We start from the raw sequence: 24,283 nt of genomic DNA on the forward strand, positions 1-24,283 counted from the left end.
GAGAAAATTGGTTGGAATGGTATAACAGCAGAGTGATATCCAATTATAAAATCGTATGCATTGCCAATCAGTTTTTACTCATATTAAAGATGAAGACTCAGCGATAAGAACGCTCAGGTCCGAATTGACACAACAGAGCTTGTCTTACGTGATGTGTTACTACACGGAAGAATACAATTTTGAGTTGATTCGAGGAGCGTTTCTTGCGCATTTTCCTGGTGTGCCTTTTCATGGCGCCAGTTCATGTCAAGCCGTAATGACAGATCAGGGCTTTCATACAGGCCCAGTAATTGCGGCACTTGCTGTTTATGATACAGGTCCTCATGCTTATGGTACTGGTATTTCTAATCACAACTCAGGTGACAGCGTCACCAAGGCTTTGAATATGGCCCTTGAGAACGCAAACCGTGTAGGAGAAGTACCAAACTTAATTCTACTTCATGCTACACCAGGGCTAGAGGAATCAATCATTGCGTCTATAGATGAAAGATTTGGAACTCTAATTCCAATTATTGGTGGTTCGGCCGCTGATAATAACATCGCTGGGAAATGGTCTGTGATAACCGCCCAAGGCTCTCAAACTTCAGGTTTAAGCTTAACTCTCTTTTACTCCTCTCAACCTGTTGATATCGCTTTTAGCGCTGGACATACACCAACTAATATCAAAGGTGTTGCAACCAAGACCAACAATAGATGCTTACTTGAAATTGATAACGAACCTGCGCTCAATGTTTATAGAAGGTGGACAAATCACCAGGATAACCAAGTAGGTAAAGATAATATGCTGTTTACAAACTCGAGTGCTTATCCATTAGGGCGGATCGCAGGTCACCTCTATGATCGCCCATATTACAAGTTATCCCATCCGATCCGTGAGACGCAAGATGGTGGAATCGAGTTGTTTACACGAATAGAAGAGGGTGACGAGCTCACATTAATGAAAGGAAGTCGTGAGCATCTCGTTGCGCGCGCTGCAAAAGTCGTCAATGCCGCTTTTAACCAAAAATTAGAAGAGTCTCGAAAAATTGGAGTGATAAATATCTTTTGCGCAGGTCCCATGTTGCACTTAATGCAAGACATGAATAGCGTTTGTGAACAAATTAACCAAGAACTAGAACATTTGCCTTTTATTTGCCCTTTTACTTTCGGCGAGCAAGGTAGATTTATTGGTGGTGAGAATGGACATGGAAACCTGATGATTTCATCGGCTATATTCCATAAACCTTATGAAAGATAAATACTTAGACATATATCAACAGGAAGCGCTTCAAGAAGCGTTAGTTGAGCTAAAGCAGGCTAGACAAAGAGAACGACTACTCGCCGATGAAAACAAGGCCATTCTTTCCGCGATATCTGCGATGAGTGAGGCAAAGAATCGGCATGAGATATTTACGGGATTAAACAATGTCCTCAAAAAGTACATCAACTTCGATGATTTTATTGTACTGACTCGTGATGGTGAACGATATCCCTTCAAGACATTGATATCAACTAATAGCGTATTTGATAATGTATCCTGGTTACACGGTAACACCTATCAAAGAGCTCTCAATGGTGAATGCATTCTACTGTTCGAGCCAGATAAACTCGCTGAGTTTGTTAACTTAAACAGCTTTATAAAAAGCCATGTAAACTCGGTCGTTTTAACTGGTATACGTTCAGAAGTAACGCAAACCGTAATCCTACTTATTGGAGCTCAGAAAGGGCACTTTAGCATAGAGAATAAGGAAACCTTGAGGCGGTTTCGTCCCTTAATTGAAAGGGCGGTCATTGATATCGAGACCAAAGAGAAGTTACAACGTATCGTTGAGGTAAGAACAACTCAGCTCGCTAAAGCAAGAGAAGAAGCAGAGCTTGCGAACCGCTCTAAGTCGGAGTTCTTAGCGATGATGAGCCATGAAATAAGAACCCCTTTAAATTCCGTTCTTGGAATGCTAGATATACTGAAGCAATCAACCTTGTCAGAAGAACAAATTGATGCGTTGAGCCAAATGGAGTGCTCTGCAGAGTTACTTCTCGCGATAATCAGTGACATTCTTGATCTCTCTAAAATCGAGTCAGGTCGCTTTCAGCTCAATGAACAATGGATTAATTTAAGAGACACTGTCACTTTTGTCATTTCTCAGCAAAAACAAATAGCTAAGAAGAAAAATCTCCAATTTAAACTCAACTGTACTGTCACTAATGACAAACAATTTTGGATTGACTCCACGCGGTTATCTCAAATTCTGTTTAATCTAATAGGGAATGCAATAAAGTTTACAGACGAAGGTGAAGTAAAAGTTTCTGTATCTGAGCAAGATGCTGAACTTGTGATCTCAATATCTGACACTGGAATTGGTATATCTAAAGCAAAGCAAGAGCACTTGTTTACGGCATTTCATCAAGGAGACCGTTCCATCACGAGACGCTTCGGTGGTACAGGACTGGGGCTCGCAATAACCAAGCATTTAGTTGAAATGATGCGTGGAAAGATTGCCGTTAAAAGTGATGAGCATGTTGGTTCAACCTTTACGATTTCGATTCCAGTTTTGACTCGTTGTAATCAAAATCGTCCAGTTAGAATCGAAACCAATCAACCGACAAAAGCAATGGAACTTCTCGTCGTAGAAGATACCGAGTCGAATCAGTTCGTAATAAAGCTTATCTTAAATAAGCTTGGCCATAATGTTCATATCGCAAGCCATGGAGCAGAGGCATTAACATTTTTAGAAGAGAATGAGGATTTAATCGATTTGATTCTCATGGATGTCTCGATGCCAGTGATGGATGGAATTACCGCAACAAGACTTATTCGAGATAAAGGTCTCAGGACCCCAATTATAGCGTTAACTGCACATGCGCTAGAAAGCGATAGAGATAAATGCCTGGATGCCGGTATGGACGGATTCATTTCCAAGCCAGTTAGAAGACAAGATATCTTTGAAGCTATACAGTCATTTCAATAAGTAAAAAGGCGTTAATATAGATCTTAACAATCGATAGATTATTAAGATCTATATTAAGTATTTTATGGTAAATAACCATTATGTTTAATGCTCACAGTAAGGCCCTTAAATTTAAAATCTGCAGGGGAATAGGAGCATACTCAGACAACATTTGGCGTACGGCGATATTCAATTTAACATAACACATATAATGCGCACCAAGGAGTGAGATCTCAAAGCAATAATGTCCGGTTTTAGCTACTTTAAAATGTCCTCCTAAGATTAACAACATTGTTTGCGTTTGAGGCTTTAACCGAGGTTTCTGTGGACTTGCAATCGCTAGTTTGGTTTGTGGTTATGCTTACGAAGCAAATCAAATCTCTTATTGAAAATTGATGCGCGCTTAGTCCTCGACTTAATGGCGTGTTCTTCCGTAAGCACCTGAATCAATCTATGTATGGTGATGATGGCCAACTCACTGAATTTGCCATTCAATGGCATCACGATTACTAACTTAAGCGCTACCAAACAAAAAAGCCTTTCATACTCGCCTCGTACAACAGCAAAAATCAGCTAAACGCTCTAATCGCTCCGCAACGAAATCTGCCAAAAATCACGAGCTCAGTTGCGTTCTGAAACATTTATAAGCCTGTGGTTATATGGAGGCGAATGTACTTTTCGGGGTATTTGTAACGATAGCGTTTTCCTTTCTTCAAGTTGGACTTAACGTACCTACACACTTTTTGGTCACCACTACTGGTTACTCTTTTTATTACTGCGTTTTTACTTTTGTGCTCCATTTCTATCATGACGTCACAATAACCTTGATAGCTATCAAACTTATTGTCTACTTTCTTTTGAAGCTTAGTCTTAATCTTTTTAGCCAACAGGTTCGTTTCTGAATCGTCAGCAAAAACTGAATTACTTGCAAAGATCAATATCATTAAAGTTACAACGTATCTCATCGTTTTGGTCCGTTTATGTTGTTGATTGTTCGATGATAAGTAATTTTTCTGTAGATACGAAAATGGGACGCCACATTGCGTCCCATTTAACATGATGAAGTAACTGATATGTAATTAAGCGCGCTTCTTGCCTTTGTTTGCTTTGAAGCCCTGGTGCGGAAAAACGTTACGAATCCTCTGTTGAACTTTTTTGGGAATGCCCTTGGAAAAGCTTAAGCGCATTCCTGTTCGTTGGCTATACACCTTCATTTCACCAGTAAACGGGTTATGCTCACTAATATCCTGTAAGTTGTGTTTGAAAGAAGGAGGTAGATGCCCTTTTACGTTACTAATATGGCCATTATCGAACTTTACTTTTAACACCGGCCTATCGACTGCGATCAACCAAAAGATCACGATGGCTGCAATTAAGATTACATATAACATTTGGCACTCCCTATCCTAGCTAGATAGCAATTTACTCAAATCCTCTTTAATTGAGGTAACTTTTTGACTCGCTTTTTCACTTCTCGACGCTTCGGAAAGCAAATATTCAATTGCGTCAGATAACGTACAACCAAGTTCATTCGCTCTACTAGAAAGCTTTTCCCAAACTCGGTAATCTAAATCAATGGATTTCTTCTTTGTATGGACTTGCTCTGCATTGAAGTGACGTTTCCGTTTCGCTCGGATAGCCTGCTTGAGTTTATTATCTAACTCTTCTGACATGTGGTTTTCTATCCAAGCCAAGACAAGTGTAGGCTCGTGTTCAAGGCGTTTTAGTTCTGCGACCGCTGCATCTGCTTCGCTTGTATCAATATGTCGGGTAATCGCTTCACCATCTTTCCATTTTTTGATGAGATACTTCCATTTCCACCCACATTCTAGATTCTCAAGCTGCTGATATTTCATTTGTTCCGACCCATAAACATAACCTAGTGACAGCGTAACCCAGATGGTTTACTTGGGCAAATAAAACTCTTAGAAGTATCGATGTTGATCACTCATTTGTCTAAGTATTGTTCATTGAGAGTTGAATGCCGAGAGCAAACCAAATTGGTGCTAGGGTGTTATAGTCCGTTTCGTTATAATGTCGGCAAGATTGAATTACGATGAATTTTAATGAACCAACTTAATTGGCAAGACGTAACACCTTCACTTGAGCAGTACGAAGCACTTTTAAAGTCTGCACCTTCGTTACCAAAGAAGTCTTTTACTGATCTCCAACCGAGAATGTCGGCAACGATATCTCGTTTTTCAAAAATTTCTGGATTGACGCGAGTACTACTCATTAACTGCGTAGATAATTCTGTCTATAGAGAGTTCATCAGTAAAGCTCTTCAGAGCCAGTCTAACGCTGCGATAGTTTTGTCGGAATCACTTGATGCCAAACGCTTATTTGACCGTTACAGTGTCGATTTAAGTGGTGATATTGCCTTCCAACCTGGCTTAATTTCACAGGCAGATAACGGTTACTTAATTGTACCGGCTAATCTAATTTTGGCTAACCCAGGACTTTGGCCAAATATAAAGTCTGCAATTCAACAAAACCTTATCGAGCCACTGAACCTAAGCCCTACTCGTTTACCTACTTCAGTACCGCAAGCTAAAGCTTATGATGTAAAACTGATTGTAACAGGAGAAAGAAGTCAGTTAGCAGAGCTAGAATACATCGATGAAGACTTCTGTTCTGGCTTTGCCATGTATACGGAAGTTGAAGAAGATATTCATCTGTCAGAGCAGAATTTGACAGATTACTTTGGTTTAGTGAACTGGATATGTTCTCAATATCAGCTGCCTCACTTAACTGAATGTGGTTTTAGAAGATTGTTGCTAGCCGGTATGAGATTTACTGAAGATCAACATTATCTGCCTTTAGGAGTAATGTGGCACTCTCAACTTCTAACGCTTGCCAGCCAGTTCAGTGACGGTCACGCATTAGATTACAAGTCGTTAGATAAAGCGATTGACGACAAGTATTACCGAGAATCTTACCTTCCTCAGCGTGCCGTGTACGATATTTTAGATGGACAAGTCATCATTGAGACAACTGGGGAACAAGTTGGTCAAATCAATGGCCTAACCGTTATTGATATGGCTGGGCACCCTGTCAGCTATGGTGAGCCTGCACGAATATCTTGTGTAATTCATTTTGGTGATGGCGATGTTTCCGATGTTGAGCGCAAAGCTGAGCTTGGAGGCAATCTACATGCAAAAGGCATGATGATTATGCAAGCTTTCTTGAGCTCTGCTCTGAAACTGGATGAACCACTGCCTTACTCAGCCTCCATCGTATTTGAACAGTCTTATAGTGAAGTTGATGGTGACAGCGCATCTCTTGCAGAACTTTGTTGCTTGGTAAGTGCTTTATCTGAATCTCCAATTAATCAACAAATTGCGGTTACAGGGGCTGTTGATCAGTTTGGTCGAGTGCAAGCCGTTGGTGGCTTGAACGAAAAAATTGAAGGTTTTTATCAGGTTTGTAAACATCAAGGTTTTACAGGAAATCAAGGTGTTGTGATGCCAAAATCAAACCTTAAACACCTTGCATTACATAAAGATGTAATAGAAAGCATTAAAAATGGTGAGTTCCATATTTGGTCCGTTTCTACCGTAGATGAAGCTATTCCGATTGTAATGAATAAACCTTTTAGAGGTGAAGACGATAGCATTATTGGCAAAATAGCGGAACGTATTGAAAACTTTGAAAGACATGAGCATCCAGAAGGAATTGTGCAGCGCATCAAAAACTGGTTTGTCTAGTACTGATCGGAGTTGTTTAGCGTACACGTGTTCACTAAGATGCAGCTATCAAAAATTGGAGTAATTGATAATGCAAAACAAACGTGATTCTTATAACCGTGACGATCTACTTGCTTCTAGCCAAGGCGAACTGTTTGGGCCTGGTTACCCTCAGCTTCCTGCGCCAAACATGCTAATGATGGATCGTGTTACTAAAATGTCTGAGACTGAAGGCGATTTTGGTAAAGGTTTGATCTTGGCGGAATTGGATATTACTCCAGATTTGTGGTTCTTTGACTGCCACTTCCCTGGCGACCCTGTAATGCCGGGTTGTCTTGGCCTTGATGCGATGTGGCAACTTGTTGGTTTCTTCCTTGGCTGGGTTGGTGGCAAAGGAAAAGGTCGTGCTCTGGGTGTTGGCGAAGTGAAGTTTACAGGTCAGATCCTGCCAACAGCGAAAAAAGTGACGTACGAAATCCACATGAAACGCGTTGTAAACCGTAAGCTTGTGATGGGTTTGGCTGACGGTCGTGTATGTGTGGACGGCAAAGAAATCTACGTAGCAAAAGATTTGAAAGTTGGCTTGTTCCAAGACACTTCAAGCTTCTAATCACGATTTTAATCGATTTATTAAGGCTCCTATTTAGGAGCCTTTTTGTTGTCGAGTGTTAACCTACTTCCCTATGTCCCTATAATGTAGAAAAGGCTCCGTAGAGCCCTTTCGAATCCTTCTTTTTGTATGTGGAGAGTTTATTTGTAGAGACCAGATTGTCTTTCATCTCTGGCATCACGCCAACCACCTAACCAATACGACCGAGCATCAACTTGTTGATATGGGCAAGCCTCTTGAGACCTTCCATTCAACCCAGCTTTGTAGCCTTGAGATTGAGCTCGTTCTAGGCGATCACGCTTTTGTCTCTTCATAGTTAATTCCTCATACAGGTCCATTTACTAACGTACAGCTGTTATTGTGAAACTTTGATGGAGTTTTTATGACTCCACTTATAAGAATCGATCAAAGTAGGCAATTTCTCAAGGCATAAAAAAAGCAGAGACTCAAATGTGTGAGCCTCTGCTTGATTTAAAAATTACTGACGATTTTTAACTATTTTCTACGGAACCCAAACAATCCAAGCATGGTCAAAGCTAACCAACCAAGGCCTGCACCTTGACGCTCTGTCGTCGTTGAGTCAATGCTTCGAGATACGATGTCGTCCTTAGTTGCGTCAGCAATAGGTACTAGTTTGACTGCTACAATTTGCTCTTCAGAGCTACATGTCGCATTGTTTGCTGTTGTGCTATAACCACCTGCACATTTCATAGCAGTACCAGAGATCACACCTGCATCATTGATATCAGTTGCGTCGATAATACGGAACTGATTGTTTTGTTCAGAGTAATCACCGCCATTAGTCAAACTGTCTAGGAACCAAGCTTTTCCATTGAATAATGTTGCAGCACGTTCACTAGTCTCGCCACCTACGCTATATGGATAGATAAAACCGCGCTTACGACGTGGCTTGCCATCGTCTTCACGAGTCGTTTCCGCATCAAGTTGCCCGACGATTTCATTGTAAGAGTTGATACCGCCCATCTTACCGCCCGCACCGCTAAAGAAAATGCCAGTAGTTGGGTAAAAAGCGCTAATAGAATCCTTACGAACATCATCTACGATAAAGAGACGATTCGGAGCAGAGCCCGTTGGCATTAAGTATCCGCCCGAACGTTTTGCTTCACCAATAGCAACAAAATTAGAGTTAACGTCGGTTAATCGTGAGTTTGTATGAACCGTATCATCACCTTCGCGCTGTCTAGCTCCTACAACAACTTTGTTTTTCCAAGTTGCGTTTTCAACGCTACCTTCGGCTTCTAGAGTTCCGACAAAAACAGTCGCATTCAGGTAGTTATCATCACTGTAAGTGTTGTAACCTACGCCATAGACCGTAGTTCCATCAGTGACAAGGTCACGCATGCTCCCTTGAGCTAACCTTTCTCCATCTTTAGATGTGCCACTTGGCCAAGCCAATTCACTGACGGTTCCGCTTTGATCCCAAATCGCTGCTTTTGATGTGTGGTGAGATCCATTGGTATTGCTTGCTGTTCGAGAAACACTGCCAACAGTAAAAATGCCGTCTGTGCTCCAAGCATGGCTTTGCACAACACTTGCGTCACTATCGCCAGTAAGAATATTTGGCTCTACTGGTGCAACTACGGTATTTCGTGTTTCTAATGTAGAAGTATTTTCTGTGCTAACTTTACTCTGATTACCGACAGCTGCACCACCCTCGGTAAGCTGGTTGATAACGTTGTTATATTCATTTTTATAAGCAGCAGAATCTTCTTCTATGAACGCTAACGCATTAGAAGTAAAGTCTTTACTACGTTCTTTATTCCACGGCGTCCAGTTTACTGAAGCCCAAGAGTCACAGGTGGAATAGCGAAGCTGGTTGTAACAGTAACGCTCAAAGTCTTTGAGTTCTTGGATGTAATAAAAGCCAGCGTCTAATCCGAATGGGATTTCTTCACGATAGCTGTTCCCATCCACGGCTTGTGTCGCTGAAATCGGTGTAGTGCGAGTTTCCATTGCAAGTTTAAACTGCTCTGGCGTGCAGTTTGCTGCTGCATCAAAGCAGCCTAAAGCGAAAGGTGAACCTGTTGAAGGATCTGTACCTGCATCGCCCTGTTGAATTGCAACCCCGTAAGCCGTTTGGTAGTCACCGTTTGAACCATGATCCTGAGGTGAAACCTCAACAACTTGATACAATGCCGCCTGTGCGTTCATTGTGGTACCAACCATCATTGCAATGGCGGTCAATTTGAATTTATTACTACAATTCATTGAATTCTTAACTATCCTGTTGCATTGCTTCGAGTTCTTCCCATCTCTCGAATGCGATTTCCAACTCCTGCTCTAGTGCAGCAAGCTGTTCCAATACCGGCTGAGTTTGCTCTACAGGTTTAGCAAAGAACTCTGGATCGTTCACTTGCTCCTGAAGGCTCTCGATATCCGACTCTAATTGTTCAAGTTTAGCTGGTAGAGCCTCTAATTCTCTTTGCAGCTTATACGATAACTTCTTCGAATTGTTCTTAGGTTGCGTAGTTTTGGGAGTTTCCTCAACCACTTTCTCTTTCTTCGTTGGTTTTTCAACCTGACTGCGCGAAGCAAGAACTTGGTCACGCTGCTGTTTAGCATCATGATAACCACCAACGAACTCTTCGATTATACCGTTACCCTCAAAAATCCAGCTGCTTGTTACTGTGTTGTCTACGAACTCACGGTCGTGACTCACTAACAATAATGTACCCTGATAATTGGCAAGCATTTCTTCTAAAAGTTCCAACGTTTCGATATCCAAATCGTTAGTTGGTTCATCAAGAATAAGTAAGTTGTTTGGTTTCAACAAGATACGGGCTAGCAATAATCGGTTTTTCTCACCACCAGAAAGTGCCTTAACCGGGGTTCTGGCGCGCTTAGGTGCAAATAAGAAGTCTTGAAGATAACTCAGCGCATGACGCTGACGTCCCCCAACCATTACTTCTTGTTTCCCATCCGCTAAGTTGTCGATCACTGTCTTTTCTGGATCCAAAATCTCTCGGTACTGATCAAAGTACGCGACTTCTAATTTTGTTCCGCAGTGTAAACGACCAGACTGCGCTTCCAATTGCCCTAGTAGCAATTTAAGTACCGTACTCTTACCGCAGCCATTTGGTCCGATAAGTGCAATACGGTCACCACGCATGATGTTAAAGCTAAAGTCGTCGACAATTGTCTTGCCTTCGTAAGCAAAAGATACATTTTCTGCTTCAAATACAATCTTACCTGAACGAGAAGCATCATCGATGTTTAGGTTAACTTTACCTTGAACTTCACGACGGTCACGACGCTCTTCACGAAGTTTTTTAAGGGCTCGAACACGGCCTTCATTACGAGTACGACGTGCTTTAATGCCTTGACGAATCCACACTTCTTCCTGAGCTAGTTTCTTATCGAACTCAGCATTTTGCATTTCTTCGACGCGAAGCATTTCTTCTTTGTCATTCAAATACTGTTCGTAATTACCAGGGAAAGAAGCTAATTGACCGCGATCTAAGTCGACGATGCGTGTCGCCATCGACTTGATGAATGCACGGTCGTGAGAAATAAAGATGATCGAGCCTTTGAAGTCTTTTAAGAAGTTCTCTAACCATTCGATCGTTGTCACATCGAGATGGTTTGTTGGCTCATCAAGAAGCAATACATCAGGATCACAAACCAGCGCACGAGCTAAAGCAGCTTTACGTTGCCAGCCACCGGATAGATCGGTCAGTTTGGTTTCTGGGCTTAGTTTTAAAGCGCCAAGTACGTTCTTAACACGGTCATCAAAGCGCCAAGCGTTAGAATGATCAAGTTGCTCTTGAACTTTCGCCAAACGGTTAATGTTCTTCTCACTTGGGTCTTGAGCAACAAGATCGAGAAGATCGTGATAGATCTTCAATTGTTCGCCGATTTCAGCCAAACCGCCAGATACGTATTCGTAAACCGTACCCTCTTGATTGCGCGGTGGATCTTGTTCAAGCCGAGAAACTACTACGTCTTGAGTTATTTGAATCTTGCCATCATCCAACAAAATGTCGCCGGCAAGCACTTTCATTAACGTGGACTTACCTGCTCCGTTACGACCAACTAAACAAACGCGTTCGTTTTCTTGAAGAGCGAACTCCGCTTTGTCTAGCAATGGGTGGTCACCAAATGCAAGTTGTGCGTTATGAATGGTAAGTAATGCCATTATTATCCAACCAATGTGTGAGTTGTTCTAAGTCAAACGGCCAGTTCAACTCAGAATCTTGATATTTTAATACGGGTATTGTGACGCCGTAACGAGAAAATAGTACATCATCAAACGCAATATCAATGATATCTGTTTGCTCGGCCAAACCGACTTGGTCTACTAGAGCAAATGCCATCTCACAAAGATGGCATCCCTCCGTGCTATACAATATCAGCACGTATTAATCCTTTTGTTTATACTACGCGTGCGTTACTAGCCAACAGTTATGAATCTGTTTATTACGCGCAAAATCTAATGGTAACGTTTGAGAAGAAATATTCTGAACCTTCAAACCCAATTCAGCGAGTGATTCTTCATCCATCTTGAAGTGACGTTTGTTATTTGAAAATACGATTGTGCCTTCACTTCTCAGTAAGCGTTTGAGGTTCTTCATTAGCTTAATGTGGTCACGTTGTACATCGAATGATGTTTCCATACGCTTAGAGTTAGAGAACGTAGGTGGGTCAATAAAGATCAAGTCGTATTCACCTTTTGCGTTTTCTAGCCATTGCAAACAGTCCGCTTGTTCATATTTATGTTGGCGCCCTACACAGCCATTAAGCTGCATATTGTCTTTCGCCCAATTCAAGTAGGTGTTTGACATATCGACAGTTGTAGTGGACCGAGCACCACCAACTGCAGCGTGCACTGTTGCACTGCCAGTGTAAGCAAACAAGTTAAGGAAATCTTTACCCTGTGCCATTTCGCCAAGACGACGACGAGTGATCTTATGATCCAAGAACAGGCCTGTGTCTAGGTAGTCATGAAGGTTCACGATCAGCTTCACACCGTACTCGTTTACTTCGAGCGTCTCTGATACCTGACCTAATTTTTGGTACTGGCTTCGACCTTTCTGCTTCTCACGAACTTTCAGTACAACTTTGTTCGCTTCAACACCGGTCACCTGAATCGTCGCACGGATAATGTCCGTTAGACGACGCTTGGCTTTTTCTTCAGGGATGTTCTTAGGTGCTGCGTACTCTTGAATCACAATTTGATCGCCGTACACGTCGATCGCTACGTTGTATTCTGGAAGGTCTGCATCGTAGATACGATAGCAGTCTAGTTTCTCTTTACGAGCCCACTTGCCAATCTTGCCAATGTTTTTCTTCAAACGGTTTGAGAAGTCTGGTGCGATTTGAACGTTAGTATCTGCACCTTTAACTTCATCAGCGCTGCGCTCGGCAATGCTGTAGTTCTTTTGGTGACACGGTAACGCACCGTTGTTCAATTTAAACTGTTTATCAGCGCGCATGCGAAGGCAACTCAAGAGCTCGTCTGAGCTAGAGAAGATAGATGCTTTACATCCGCCAAACTCAGATTTTAGCTGTCCACCGAATGCGGTATAGAGCGCAATCAGCCCCGGCTCAGTTCCTAGACGCTCACCGTAAGGTGGGTTTGAAACGATAACACCGTGTTCAAATCCTGCGGGACGAGTAATAGTTGCAGCATCACCTTGCGCAAACTCAATCAACTCTTCAACACCTGCTCTGCGGGCGTTTTCTTGAGCGACTTTTAATACTTTGGGGTCGTTATCGAATCCAAAAAACTTAGCGTCAACTTTCTTGACACCTCGTCTAGCTTGAACATTAGCCTCTGATTTAATCTCAGCCCAGGTCTCCGGTTCAAAGTCTTCCAAAACTTCGAAGCCCCATTGTTTGCGCTTAACGCCAGGTGCCATGTTGGCTGCCATCATTGCTGCTTCAATAAGCAAAGTACCAGAACCACACATTGGATCGAGTAATGGTTGATGCCCATCCCAGCCACAACGCATGATAATCGCAGAAGCAAGCGTTTCACGTAATGGCGCACGACCCGATTCTGGTCGATAACCACGCTGATGAAGACCACTACCTACCATGTCTACCCCAAGCAACGCTTTATCTTTATGCAAACGAACGTGAATACGAATATCTGGGCGTTCTTTGCTGATATTAGGACGTGGCAAGCCTTTGTTCTCAAAGCAATCTACGATGCCATCTTTGACCTTCATAGCCCCGTATTGGCTATTTCTAATCTCACGGTTTGTGCCGTTAAAGTCCACAACAAAGCGTTTAGAGCTATGAAATTGGTTAACCCAGTTAATAGTGGAAGTGGATAGATACAAGTCCATGTCGTTGTTACACGTGAACTCAGATAAAACACGTACAAATCGAGACGCTAAACGGCTCCACAAACAACAGCGATAAACCTGTTCGTTTGTCGCTTTAAATTTTACGCCTGCCTGTACTGGTTTCGCATTTTCAATGCCTAGTTTAGTCAGTTCTTCAACAAGCAAATTTTCCATGCCATTTGAAGTTACCGCGAGATATTGATTCATAGTGTTCTTTCGCTGATAAAAAATGGCTTCAATTATACCTGACTTTACGATCAATGCCTCGTTTTTAAAGGTATTTTCCCACCCGTTAGTTCAAATCATCACCACTCAAATGATCTAAAACTTTCAACATCTTTAGTTTGAATGTTTTTCATTCATGAACGTATTTTGTTTCCTTTAGAAGAAGTGAATACTTATTTACATGCATTTTGGTATATACCAGTCGGGATTGGTTGATGTAAGTTACTTACAAATACCCTTTATAGGGGAATAAATAGGGTTGTTTTAGGCGCTAGGTTGCCTAATTAAAGGAGTAATCAAATTGAAATAAGTAAAATAAAAGTGACCAGCTTCATGTTTTCATGCATAGAAAACAAACAGTTTCATGGTCTTTCGGATTGGAGTGTCTGAGGAAAGGACAAAAAAAATCGACCCAATAAGGTCGATTAAGGCAAACAAAGGAACGAAATAAAGAAAAATTAAACCGCTTTAACCCACCATTGCCATAGGGGTCATTGCAAAGAGGTGGTTTGCACAAGCCATGCGATCATGCATTACTTTAATCGGCTGCCCAAATTGAAGCGCCTTATTGCCATCAAGAACAAAGGCTTCTTGGTTAACATAAGCACATAAGCTCGATGTTTCGCCTGGTTCTAGAACGATGAACATACCATCAGAATATTGATTTGTGAGAAAGACCATGTCCCCTTCTTGAGGTTCATAATCAGAGGACTGTGCATCGAAGAACCAGCTCTTAGGCTGTACAGGTTTATGAAAACGCTTTGCAGCAACACAATACAGTGTTAATTCAGCTTGGCGATATTCACTGATATCGAGACAGCGAATGCGCTCATTAAACGTTTGAAATGCGCTGGCGTCATCAACGGTAAATTCACTGTTTGAGAAGGCACAGTTAACCAACAATTTTCGGGATAGATTGGTTTGGAAAATCATTTCCTCCCCCAGATCCAGCATTAAGCAAGCTTTTTGCTCGTCAAAATACCAATTCCATTTGTCGCTGGGTTTAAGCATTATTCCGTTCTCTCTTGACTAGTTAAATCAGTGGTAAAGAGGTAAGACGCTTAATTACCTACTCGTGATTTTTAAATTCTACAAACGAACGGATAAAAAAAAAGAGGAAACAAAGTCCTCTTTTTTATGTAACAGGTACTGATTTTTCAGTAGTTTTTGATGTATATGTTAAAGATTCTTAACAATATCACGTACGAGACCTGGGCCGTGGTAAATAAAGCCAGTGTAGACTTGAACAAGTTTAGCGCCTGCCATGATCTTTTCTTTGGCTGCAACATAGGAATCTACACCACCAACACCGATAATTGGAAGTTTGTCTCCAAGCTCTTCATGAAGCTTACGTACGACCTCCGTAGAGCGTGATTGCACAGGGCGACCACTCAAGCCACCTGCCTCATTGGCGTGTTTCATCCCTTCTACGATCGTGCGATCCAAAGTTGTGTTAGTCGCGATCACACCATCTATATTGTTTTTCAATAAAGAATCGCAAATTTGGCAGATTTCATCGTCACTTAAATCTGGCGCAATCTTTAATGCTAACGGGACGTACTTGTTGTACTTCTCTGATAACTCCGCTTGTTTCGTCTTTAATTCGGAAAGCAGTTCATCAAGCGCTTCACCATATTGAAGTGAACGAAGACCTGGAGTGTTTGGCGATGAGATGTTTACTGCAATATAGCCAGCATACTCATACACTTTTTCCATACAAATCAGGTAGTCCTCTGCCCCTTTCTCAATTGGCGTATCTTTATTTTTACCGATATTAATTCCGAGAACACAATTGAATTTTGCTCGTTTAACATTCTCGATCAAATTATCAACGCCTAGGTTATTAAAGCCCATGCGGTTGATGATCCCTTCTGCTTCCACTAAACGGAATAGGCGTGGTTTATCATTACCTGGTTGTGGTCGTGGCGTTACAGTGCCGACTTCGACAAAGCCAAAGCCCATGGCATCAAATGCTTCAATACATTCGCCGTTTTTATCTAAACCAGCCGCAAGACCAACAGGGTTACGGAATGTTAGACCCATACACTCAACAGGACGAGTTGGTAACTGTTGGCGGTAAAAGAGATCAAGTGGTGTGCCGTTAAAGCGTTGGAAGTTCTTGATTGCAAGATCATGTGCCTTCTCGGCATCGAGTTGGAAAAAGCCAGTTCTGGCTAGACGGTAAAGCATTGTGCCTCCGAAAGAAAAAAGCCCCGTATAAACGGGACAATATTATTTACCGTTTTTCATCGTAATTCAATGAAAATGAACGTAATAAGTAAAAACCTACATCTTTATAAGATTTTCAAATATAAAACAAACAATTACAATCAAGTTTCTGCGATAAAAATCGTAACTAACCGCTTAAAAGCAATCGATTTCACTCTGTTTTAATTTCAACTCAATGTGACAATGTAACTGTTTTTGTTCCAAATGTGAATAATAGATAATAAAAAGCCCCGTTAAATAACGAGGCTTTTACTTATGACTTGATTATTCCACTACTCTTTCGATGAGCAGTTGAGGTTTAAAAGTACTAGCTCTCGAAGTGCTACAGAGAACTTAGCAAATTCGTGTACTGAGCCAACTTTGAACTCGTTTAAGATACTTTCCCAGCGGTGCAACGATTGCTCGTTAGTTTCAATCCAATCTTCTAACGCAGCCATCACGTCAAGCTCTTCGGTTGAGCAGCCACAAGTCAGTACCTGAGCGGTAAGTTGACGTTGTTGCCAGTCCAGATCTTCACGGAATGCCGCTCTTGCAAGTGCTTGCCAGTTGTTATCAACGGCTTGGCTATTAATTTGCTTCAAGAACCAATGCAACGATAAACGGTCACCCAAGTTAAAGTAGAGTTTCGATGCTTGCTCAACCGTTTTACCTGTTTCACTTGCTACTGATGAAATATCCAGTGCAGATTGTAAGCTTGATAAGCGGGCAACTTGGTGAGCGAGTTTCTCTTCAACCCCTTTCTCTATCCAACCTTGAGCCAAGTCATTGTGTTCTTCAACTTCAGACTCAACTAACATAGTGTCTAGGGTTTCAGTGATAACATTGACATCTTGCTTGTAGATAGCAATCAACTCACCGACCGTGCATTTGCCGCTACGGTTACGAAGCAACCAGCGTGCAATTCGACGCAGTGCTCGGCGCACGTAAAACATAATTTCGTATTGAGCTTGCGCTGTCGCAACGTTATCAAGTTTGCGAGTTTGCTTGAGGATTTCTTCTAAATCAAAGATTTCTCTAGCCGCACTGTAAGCGTTGGCAATATCGACAACACTTGCACCAGTTTCTTCTTGCAAACGAGTAACGAAGTTACAGCCCATTTCATTAACCATCTGGTTAGCCAATGCTGTAGCGATAATTTCAGCTCGCAGTGGGTGATTAACCATTTGACCTTTATAGTTACGTCGTAACGCACTTGGGAAATATTCAACAAGTTGTTTTGCATGGAATTCATCATTTGCGATTTCATCCGTAACAAGTTGCTGTTTAAGTACCATTTTACCGTAGGCAACTAACACTGATAGCTCAGGGCGAGTCAGACCTAGTCCCTGTTTTTCACGCTCGATTAGCGTTTCATCATCAGGAATGTATTCGAGAGCACGATCCAAGTACCCTGCTTTCTCCATAGTGTGGATGAACCGAATTTGCTCCTTAACAATGCCAACACCTTGCTGTTCAGTAACAGAGATCGACTCCGACTGACGGTAAGCATCATCCAAGACAATTTCACCCACTTCGTCTTCCATAGACTCTAGAATTTGGTTACGTTGCTTAACCGTAAGATCGCCATTTGAAACCAGTCCATTGAGGAAGATCTTGATGTTGACTTCATTATCCGAACAGTCAACGCCACCTACGTTATCAACGAAGTCCGTGTTCACTCGACCGCCAGTTAGTGCGTATTCGATACGACCAAGCTGAGTCATACCCAAGTTACCACCTTCGCCAACCACTTTGGCTCTTAAGTCACGGCCGTCAATGCGCAGCATGTCGTTAGCACGGTCACCAACATCTGTATGAGTTTCTGTCGATGATTTAACGTAAGTGCCGATACCACCATTCCAAAGAAGATCGACTTTCATTTTCAAGATCATCTTTATCAGATCGTTAGGCGCTAAAGATGCTTTCTTCGTACCTAACATTTTCTGAATTTCTGGCGTCAACTGGATCGATTTTGATCGACGAGAGAAGATGCCACCACCTTGAGAGATCAAGTCTTTGTTGTAATCTTCCCAGCTTGATCTTGGCAGATTAAACAAGCGGTTACGCTCTTCCCAGCTGCTGGCTGAATCTGGATTTGGATCAATAAAGATGTGCATGTGGTTAAACGCAGCTTGCAATCGAATATGCTTCGATAACAGCATACCGTTACCGAACACGTCACCTGCCATATCACCTACACCGATTGCAGTAAAATCAGTGGTCTGACAGTTGATGCCCATTTCACGGAAATGACGCTTAACAGATTCCCAACCACCTTTTGCGGTGATACCCATTGCTTTGTGATCGTAACCGTTTGAACCACCTGAAGCGAATGCGTCGCCTAGCCAGAAGTTGTATTCTGCAGAAACAGAGTTTGCCAAATCTGAGAAGGTTGCTGTGCCTTTATCGGCAGCCACTACTAGGTATGGGTCATCTTCATCGTGACGAACAACGTTTTGTGGTGGTACTACTTCTCCTTCAATGATGTTATCTGACACATCAAGCAGTGCACGGATAAAGCGTTTGTAACAACGCTGACCTTCCGCAAAAATTTCATCACGAGTGGTGAGAGATGGCTGGCGTTTACAAACGAAGCCGCCTTTTGCACCCACTGGTACAATTACAGTGTTCTTAACCTGTTGCGCTTTCACTAAGCCAAGAATCTCCGTACGGAAGTCTTCTTGACGATCTGACCAACGCAAACCACCACGAGCCACTTTTCCACCACGAAGGTGAACACCTTCAATATCTGGTGCGTAAACAAAGATCTCGAATGCAGGTACAGGCTGCGGAATCTCAGGAATATCACTTGGCTTCATTTTCAAAGATAACCAAGGCTTAGGCTGCTTATTCTCGTCTACTTGGTAGTAGTTGGTACGAAGCGTCGCCATGATCATTTCGATATAACGACGAATAATACGATCATCATCCAAGCTCTCTACACGATCCAACTGCTCTGTTAGCTTTTTAATTAGATCGTTTTGGCCTTTCTCGCTGCCTTTGTGTTTCGGATCAAATCGCTTGGTGAACAGCTTGACTAGACCTGTCGCTAAGTCTGGGTAGTGGCTTAGCGTATCTTCGATGTACTGCTGACTGAATGGGAAGCCGACTTGGCGCATGTATCGTGCGTAAGCGCGAAGAATGGAAATCTCACGGCCAGATAAAGACGCACCTAATAACAATCGGTTGAAACCATCACTTTCAAGATTACCCGCCCAAATGGCAGCAAATGCTTGTTGGAAACGGTCACGAGCTTCACGAAGGTCAACGGTTTTCTCGCTCTTATGCAGCATAGAGAAGTCAAGGATCCAGAAAGTCTGCCCGTTGTTTTTCTCGATCTCATATGGCGATTCGCCAATTACACGCAAACCAAGATTTTCCAACATCGGCATTACGTCAGAAAGGTGAATTGGTTCATCGCGATGGTATAACTTTAAGCGGACAGCTTTGGAATCTGCACCCTCTTCTTGAGGTCGGTAGAACAACATGCCAAGTTTATTATCATCACTTAACGCTTCTAAGCGCTCGATATCTGCAACCGCAGAACCTGGCATCATGTCCTCTTTGTATGAGCGAGGGAACGCACTCATATATTCTTTTGAAAGAGGAAGGCCTTTGCTTTCACCAAAGTTAGCAATGATGGATTCTTTTAGTCTGTCATCCCAAGAGGTAGAAACTTCCATTAGATTTTGCTCGATCTTTTTCACGTCTACGTCAATGTTGTTATTGTCTACACGAACAATGTAATGTGTTCTCGCTAGTGGGCTTTCTGAGAAGTACGTTGTAAATTCAACCTCTTGCTCGCAACCAAAGTACTGCTTAAGAATGCGTTGAGTTTGACGACGCAATTCTGTGTTGTAACGATCTTTAGTGACATAAACCATGCAACTGAAGAAACGACCAAATGGGTCTTTACGAACAAACAAACGCAGCAAGTCACGATCTTGCATTTGTACAACACCCATTCCCACCTCAAGCAGCTCTTCTTCATTAGCTTGAAGCAACTCGTCGCGTGGGTAGTTTTCTAAGATATTGTGCAATGCTTTGTATGAGTATGATCCGTGACGGTATCCACTTGCTTCAAGGATACGGTCAACTTTTTCACGGATCAGAGGAATACTTTGTACCGCTTGGTTGTAAACAGCGGAGGTATATAAACCAGTAAAGCGATGCTCACCTATTACTTTACCGTTTTTATCAAACTTTTTAATACCGATGTAATCAGTATAAGCTGGACGGTGGATACGAGATGCTTTGTTACCTTTGGTGATGATCAGAGCGTATGGTTTTTTCGCTTCTAATCGCGCTGAATCTGATAATTCAGAGAGCTTGACGCTACGAACGCGCTTGTCATCAGCAAACAGACCTAGTCCTTTTTCTTTAGCAGGAACAAGTTCGGTATCACCATTGACCTCTTTTAAGTCATAATCTTTATAACCCATAAAGGTAAAGTTATGATCTTCTAGCCAACGAAGAAATGCGATCGTTTCATCCATACGATCCGTTTGGATAGAAACACGATCTTTATTTTTCTCAAGTTCATCAGTAACAAACTTAAGCTTATCAACCATCTGCTTCCAGTCATCAACGACTAAGCGAGTATCAGATAGAATTCTTAACAGCTCTTCTTTAAGCGCTTGCATCTCGTCTTTACTAGTAAGGCGGTCTACCTCTATGTGGAAAAGTGATTGAAGAACACCACCCTCACCGTTTACGTCTGTAACTTGGCCTTTTTTATCACGCTGAATCTGTGTTGGGTTATTCAACATTAGGTGACAAACAAGATCCAAACGTGCTAAAGCCATTTTGACTGAGTCCACTAAGAATGGACTATCTGGAACAACAATTTCTACGATTGTGTGTGTGGATTGCCAGCCTTGACGACTTACGGTCGGGTTAAATACTCGAACCGAAATCTCTTCTGGTTTTTTTTCATTGATATGGTGCCAAAGGCTAACGACAGCACCATAAAGGTCGGATTCGTTTCGCTGAATTAGATCATCATCAGCAATGTTACTGAATAAGTGTTGAGCAAGTTTAGTTACAAGCGTTTGGTGAGAAAGCTCGAGTTTGTCTTGAATCAGTTGGTAAACCTTTTCAAGCAGAACCGGCACTACATTTTCACGCGCGGTCATATTCACACTCCACATTAGAATTGTTGTTTTGTAGGGGGACTTAGTAGCTAGGCTGTTACCTTAGAAACTAAGCATAGGTAATGCATGTGCCCATTGTAAAAGCATAATTACAAATGTTTAACAACTAATCGTAGTGGTAAGAGGTGAAATGTCCGATTCTGTGACTAAGATTCCTATTTAACTCTCTGCAAATACAATACATCACAGAGTTTCTAACTTAAGAAACTTATTATTTTGGTTAGTTGTTAGTCTAAACTGGCCTCTAACGCCCAATTGACTAAGAAATGGTCTAAATCTCGCGGCGGGTAACTGCAAACGCAAACCGTTGTGTGTGACAACTTGAACAACACTTGCCGCACCAGAATAATGAGATAAAAACGTTTGATATGAAATGTTGAGATTGAAGTAGTAATAGTTCATGAAGTGAAAACTAAGTGACATAAACAAATAAGGTGGTCTTAATGACCACCCTATTGTGTTGTTTACTATTCGTCTAGTGCTTTAGTCACTTTTTCGAATAGATCTTTAGCAAGATTATCCATTGCTTTGAGCTTTTCAAGTTCTGCACGAATCATTGCTTGGCGAGCTTCATCGTATTTACGGAACTTAAGCAAAGGATCAATCATTCGAGAAGCTACTTGTGGGTTCGAATCATTTAGTTGGCGAAGAATTTCACCGGCAAACTGGTAACCTACACCGGATTTATCATGGAAACGTACAGGGTTCGCACTTAAGAACGAGCCAATTAAGCTGCGCGTACGGTTCGGATTTTTCAAACTAAATGCTTCGTGGTTCATGGTTGCTTTTACTTTTTCAAGAGCATCCTCTGCAGGATTGCTACCTTGAAGTGCAAACCACTTATCCATAACCAAACCATCGTGCTTCCATTTATCGCTATAATCAGCCATAAGTGCTTCGCGACACTCGAGCTGAGCGTTATTTGCGGCACTCATCGCAGCAATCGTATCTGTCATGTTATTTGCAGATGCGTACTGCGCGTTGACTAAATCATTACCTTTTTCCGTATATGCTAGGTACTGAAGGCAACGGTTACGTAAAGCACGCTTGCCAATAGCAGCATGGTCGATCGTATACTCTGTTTGCTTAAGCGTGTGATAAGTCGCACTTAGCTCATCTTCTAATTTCTTAGAAAGTGACACTGTAATGCTGTTTAGCACTTTGTCTACGGCATCGATATCAATTTGCTGGTACCAACCAGTAATCTCATTGATTGAAGGCATAGAGAAAACTTGAGCAATGAAAGCAGGCTCAAGCGTTTCATCCAACAGCACACCGCGGAAAGCATCTATCACACCTTCAGAAAGCGATACTTCTTGTCCCGCTTGAACGTTTTTCACATTCTGACGAATGTATTTAGCCAATAGCATTTGGCTAGCGTCCCATCGAGCAAAATCGTTCGTTGCGTGCTTCATCAAGAAGACTAACTCGTCATCGCTGTAATCGTATTCTAATTTGACTGGTGCCGAGAATTCACGCAACAAAGATGGCACTGGCTGTTCTTCGACATTTTCAAATACGAACGTTTGCTTATCTTGTTTAATATCCAGCACGTTATTAACTGATTCACCGTTAATCACCAGTGGGATAACTCGACCTTTCGAATCATACAACTCGATATCGAACGGAATATGCAGCGCTTGTTTTTCTGCTTGGTCTTGCGTCGGCTCCGTAAATTGCTCTACCGTTAGTGCGTAAGTTTTTGCACCAGCGTTGTATTCGCTATTTACGCGTAGCGTTGGTGTACCCGATTGGCTGTACCACAGACGGAACTGTTTTAAATCAACACCGGTGGCATCTTCCATTGCAGAAACAAAGTCTTCACACGTCGCGGCGGTACCATCGTGACGTTCAAAATAAAGTTTCATTCCTTTTTGGAAGCCCTCTTCGCCAAGGAGTGTATGGTACATACGAATAACTTCGCTGCCCTTTTCATACACCGTTAGCGTGTAGAAGTTATTCATCTCAATGACTTTGTCAGGACGAATCGGGTGAGACATTGGGCTTGCATCTTCCGCAAATTGAGGACCACGAATAATACGTACGTTATCAATACGGTTATCAGCACGAGAGCCTAAGTCAGAAGAGAATTCTTGGTCTCGGAATACGGTTAAGCCTTCTTTTAGACTTAGTTGGAACCAGTCACGACAAGTGACACGGTTGCCAGTCCAGTTGTGGAAGTACTCATGACCGATCACAGCTTCGATGCCTAAATAATCACGATCTGTCGCAGTTTGATCGTTCGCCAGCACATATTTTGAGTTAAAAATGTTCAAGCCTTTGTTTTCCATTGCACCCATGTTGAAGAAATCAACAGCAACGATCATGTAAATATCCAGATCGTATTCTAGGCCAAAGCGTTCCTCATCCCACTTCATCGAGTTGATCAGCGATGTCATCGCATGGCCTGCACGATCTAAGTTACCTTTATCAACAAAGATTTCTAAATCAACACTGCGACCTGACATCGTTGTATATTTGTCACGCAATACATCAAAGTCGCCTGCAACAAGGGCGAACAAGTAAGCTGGTTTTGGATGCGGATCCTGCCATTGAACCCAGTGACGACCGTTCTCTGCATCGCCTTCTGCAATTCGGTTACCATTGCTCAGCAAATATGGATAAACCGCTTTATCTGCGATCACTTTTGTTGTGTATTTTGCTAGAACATCCGGACGGTCTAGATAGTACGTGATACGGCGGAAGCCCTCAGCCTCACACTGAGTACAAAATGCGCCGCCTGATTTGTACAAACCTTCGAGTGCTGTATTCGCTTCAGGATCAATTTTGGTGACGATTTCAAGTTCAAACTCGGATGGAAGATCGGTCAGTACCAGCGATGACTCCTTCACCTCGTGATGAGCCCAATCCTCACCATTTACTTTTACAGCGCGTAGCTCAAGCCCTTCGCCATCGAGTTCTAGCGTTGTTGTATCGCCTTTTTGAGCAACTTTTGATACCGCCGTAACGATTGTGTCATTGTCATATAGATCAAAAGTAAGATCGATATCAGTAATCGCATGAGATGGCTCTTTATAATCTTTACGATATTTGGCCAGGGGAGCTTGAGACATGAGCATAAATCCTTGTATGTCGAACAACAAAAATACCAGACTGCATGATCAAAAATGCAGTTCTGGTATCACTATATAAGCTATTTGTA

At 42.2% G+C, this 24,283-nt stretch carries 17 protein-coding genes; 4 read left to right on the forward strand and 13 right to left on the reverse strand.

Annotation, left to right across the window (positions count from 1 at the left end; translation table 11 throughout):
• Window positions 1-55 precede the first annotated feature (55 nt).
• Both R7Z41_RS02630 and R7Z41_RS02635 read left to right on the forward strand, forming a co-directional pair.
• Window positions 56-1,237 (forward strand): FIST signal transduction protein, encoded by a 1,182-nt coding sequence (locus R7Z41_RS02630; RefSeq protein ID WP_206970821.1) that lies wholly within the window; start codon window positions 56-58, stop codon window positions 1,235-1,237.
• Window positions 1,227-2,948: an ATP-binding protein gene (locus tag R7Z41_RS02635; protein WP_064377240.1), complete on the forward strand. Its 1,722-nt coding sequence runs from the start codon at window positions 1,227-1,229 to the stop codon at window positions 2,946-2,948. The genes R7Z41_RS02630 and R7Z41_RS02635 overlap by 11 nt, the downstream gene beginning before the upstream one ends.
• Window positions 2,949-3,568: 620 nt before the next feature.
• On the opposite strand, the gene R7Z41_RS02640 is transcribed toward R7Z41_RS02635, so the two are convergent.
• The 3 genes from R7Z41_RS02640 to matP all read right to left on the reverse strand — a co-directional run bounded on the left by R7Z41_RS02640 (window position 3,569) and on the right by matP (window position 4,783).
• On the reverse strand, window positions 3,569-3,892 hold the full coding sequence (locus R7Z41_RS02640) for a hypothetical protein (protein ID WP_225478150.1): 324 nt from the start codon (window positions 3,890-3,892) through the stop codon (window positions 3,569-3,571).
• Window positions 3,893-4,006: 114 nt separating this feature from the next.
• Window positions 4,007-4,318 carry a DUF3634 family protein gene (locus R7Z41_RS02645; protein WP_005377468.1) on the reverse strand — a complete coding sequence of 104 codons (312 nt, stop codon included), beginning with the start codon at window positions 4,316-4,318 and terminating at the stop codon, window positions 4,007-4,009.
• Window positions 4,319-4,333: 15 nt separating this feature from the next.
• Complete coding sequence (gene matP, locus R7Z41_RS02650; protein WP_005396497.1) at window positions 4,334-4,783, reverse strand: macrodomain Ter protein MatP; 450 nt, start codon at window positions 4,781-4,783, stop codon at window positions 4,334-4,336.
• 210 nt (window positions 4,784-4,993) lie between these two features.
• Between matP and R7Z41_RS02655 the strand changes: the two genes are divergently transcribed.
• Together R7Z41_RS02655 and fabA are read left to right on the forward strand one after the other, a co-directional pair.
• On the forward strand, window positions 4,994-6,634 hold the full coding sequence (locus R7Z41_RS02655) for a Lon protease family protein (RefSeq protein ID WP_225478151.1): 1,641 nt from the start codon (window positions 4,994-4,996) through the stop codon (window positions 6,632-6,634).
• Window positions 6,635-6,704: 70 nt separating this feature from the next.
• Window positions 6,705-7,223 (forward strand): bifunctional 3-hydroxydecanoyl-ACP dehydratase/trans-2-decenoyl-ACP isomerase, encoded by a 519-nt coding sequence (gene fabA, locus R7Z41_RS02660; protein ID WP_005390081.1) that lies wholly within the window; start codon window positions 6,705-6,707, stop codon window positions 7,221-7,223.
• 140 nt (window positions 7,224-7,363) lie between these two features.
• Here the strand turns inward: fabA and rmf are convergent, their stop codons facing one another.
• From rmf to pepN, 10 genes are all read right to left on the reverse strand, one after another.
• A complete protein-coding gene (gene rmf / locus R7Z41_RS02665; protein WP_005377453.1) occupies window positions 7,364-7,537 on the reverse strand; it encodes a ribosome modulation factor in 174 nt (57 codons plus the stop codon).
• Between the two features lie 181 nt (window positions 7,538-7,718).
• A complete protein-coding gene (locus tag R7Z41_RS02670; protein WP_104975327.1) occupies window positions 7,719-9,452 on the reverse strand; it encodes a DUF3466 family protein in 1,734 nt (577 codons plus the stop codon).
• A 7-nt stretch (window positions 9,453-9,459) separates the two neighbouring features.
• Complete coding sequence (locus R7Z41_RS02675; RefSeq protein WP_225478152.1) at window positions 9,460-11,379, reverse strand: ABC transporter ATP-binding protein; 1,920 nt, start codon at window positions 11,377-11,379, stop codon at window positions 9,460-9,462.
• Entirely contained in the window at window positions 11,357-11,599 is a 243-nt protein-coding gene (locus R7Z41_RS02680) for a glutaredoxin family protein (RefSeq protein ID WP_017821808.1), read from the reverse strand. Before R7Z41_RS02680 ends, R7Z41_RS02675 begins: the two co-directional genes overlap by 23 nt.
• A 21-nt stretch (window positions 11,600-11,620) precedes the next feature.
• Window positions 11,621-13,741, reverse strand: a complete 2,121-nt coding sequence (gene rlmKL, locus R7Z41_RS02685; protein ID WP_054702333.1) for a bifunctional 23S rRNA (guanine(2069)-N(7))-methyltransferase RlmK/23S rRNA (guanine(2445)-N(2))-methyltransferase RlmL — start codon at window positions 13,739-13,741, stop codon at window positions 11,621-11,623.
• A gap of 486 nt (window positions 13,742-14,227) precedes the next feature.
• Window positions 14,228-14,770, reverse strand: a complete 543-nt coding sequence (locus tag R7Z41_RS02690; RefSeq protein WP_005377444.1) for a cell division protein ZapC — start codon at window positions 14,768-14,770, stop codon at window positions 14,228-14,230.
• Window positions 14,771-14,938: 168 nt separating this feature from the next.
• The gene (gene pyrD, locus R7Z41_RS02695) at window positions 14,939-15,949 is read right to left on the reverse strand and encodes a quinone-dependent dihydroorotate dehydrogenase (protein WP_104979202.1); all 1,011 of its coding nucleotides are present in this window, start codon (window positions 15,947-15,949) and stop codon (window positions 14,939-14,941) included.
• A 311-nt stretch (window positions 15,950-16,260) separates the two neighbouring features.
• The gene (locus tag R7Z41_RS02700; protein ID WP_225478153.1) at window positions 16,261-21,102 is read right to left on the reverse strand and encodes an NAD-glutamate dehydrogenase; all 4,842 of its coding nucleotides are present in this window, start codon (window positions 21,100-21,102) and stop codon (window positions 16,261-16,263) included.
• A 201-nt stretch (window positions 21,103-21,303) separates the two neighbouring features.
• Window positions 21,304-21,522 (reverse strand): DUF2835 domain-containing protein, encoded by a 219-nt coding sequence (locus tag R7Z41_RS02705; RefSeq protein ID WP_080659264.1) that lies wholly within the window; start codon window positions 21,520-21,522, stop codon window positions 21,304-21,306.
• A 65-nt stretch (window positions 21,523-21,587) separates the two neighbouring features.
• Window positions 21,588-24,194, reverse strand: coding sequence for an aminopeptidase N (gene pepN / locus R7Z41_RS02710; protein ID WP_225478154.1), 2,607 nt, complete (start codon window positions 24,192-24,194; stop codon window positions 21,588-21,590).
• Between the last annotated feature and the right edge of the window lie 89 nt (window positions 24,195-24,283).

The organism is Vibrio sp. 1457, from assembly GCF_033340195.1.
Lineage (GTDB): Bacteria > Pseudomonadota > Gammaproteobacteria > Enterobacterales > Vibrionaceae > Vibrio > Vibrio alginolyticus.

What these genes read in the sequence shown, in the direction of transcription:
- R7Z41_RS02670 (WP_104975327.1), bottom strand. Translation starts at nt 9,452, where the DNA reads ATGAATTGTAGTAATAAATTCAAATTGACCGCCATTGCAATGATGGTT.
- R7Z41_RS02690 (WP_005377444.1), bottom strand. Translation starts at nt 14,770, where the DNA reads ATGCTTAAACCCAGCGACAAATGGAATTGGTATTTTGACGAGCAAAAA.
- fabA (WP_005390081.1), top strand. Translation starts at nt 6,705, where the DNA reads ATGCAAAACAAACGTGATTCTTATAACCGTGACGATCTACTTGCTTCT.
- R7Z41_RS02675 (WP_225478152.1), bottom strand. Translation starts at nt 11,379, where the DNA reads ATGGCATTACTTACCATTCATAACGCACAACTTGCATTTGGTGACCAC.
- R7Z41_RS02630 (WP_206970821.1), top strand. Translation starts at nt 56, where the DNA reads ATGCATTGCCAATCAGTTTTTACTCATATTAAAGATGAAGACTCAGCG.
- rlmKL (WP_054702333.1), bottom strand. Translation starts at nt 13,741, where the DNA reads ATGAATCAATATCTCGCGGTAACTTCAAATGGCATGGAAAATTTGCTT.
- matP (WP_005396497.1), bottom strand. Translation starts at nt 4,783, where the DNA reads ATGAAATATCAGCAGCTTGAGAATCTAGAATGTGGGTGGAAATGGAAG.
- R7Z41_RS02705 (WP_080659264.1), bottom strand. Translation starts at nt 21,522, where the DNA reads ATGAACTATTACTACTTCAATCTCAACATTTCATATCAAACGTTTTTA.
- R7Z41_RS02700 (WP_225478153.1), bottom strand. Translation starts at nt 21,102, where the DNA reads ATGACCGCGCGTGAAAATGTAGTGCCGGTTCTGCTTGAAAAGGTTTAC.
- R7Z41_RS02635 (WP_064377240.1), top strand. Translation starts at nt 1,227, where the DNA reads ATGAAAGATAAATACTTAGACATATATCAACAGGAAGCGCTTCAAGAA.
- rmf (WP_005377453.1), bottom strand. Translation starts at nt 7,537, where the DNA reads ATGAAGAGACAAAAGCGTGATCGCCTAGAACGAGCTCAATCTCAAGGC.
- pepN (WP_225478154.1), bottom strand. Translation starts at nt 24,194, where the DNA reads ATGTCTCAAGCTCCCCTGGCCAAATATCGTAAAGATTATAAAGAGCCA.
- R7Z41_RS02645 (WP_005377468.1), bottom strand. Translation starts at nt 4,318, where the DNA reads ATGTTATATGTAATCTTAATTGCAGCCATCGTGATCTTTTGGTTGATC.
- R7Z41_RS02640 (WP_225478150.1), bottom strand. Translation starts at nt 3,892, where the DNA reads ATGAGATACGTTGTAACTTTAATGATATTGATCTTTGCAAGTAATTCA.
- pyrD (WP_104979202.1), bottom strand. Translation starts at nt 15,949, where the DNA reads ATGCTTTACCGTCTAGCCAGAACTGGCTTTTTCCAACTCGATGCCGAG.
- R7Z41_RS02655 (WP_225478151.1), top strand. Translation starts at nt 4,994, where the DNA reads ATGAACCAACTTAATTGGCAAGACGTAACACCTTCACTTGAGCAGTAC.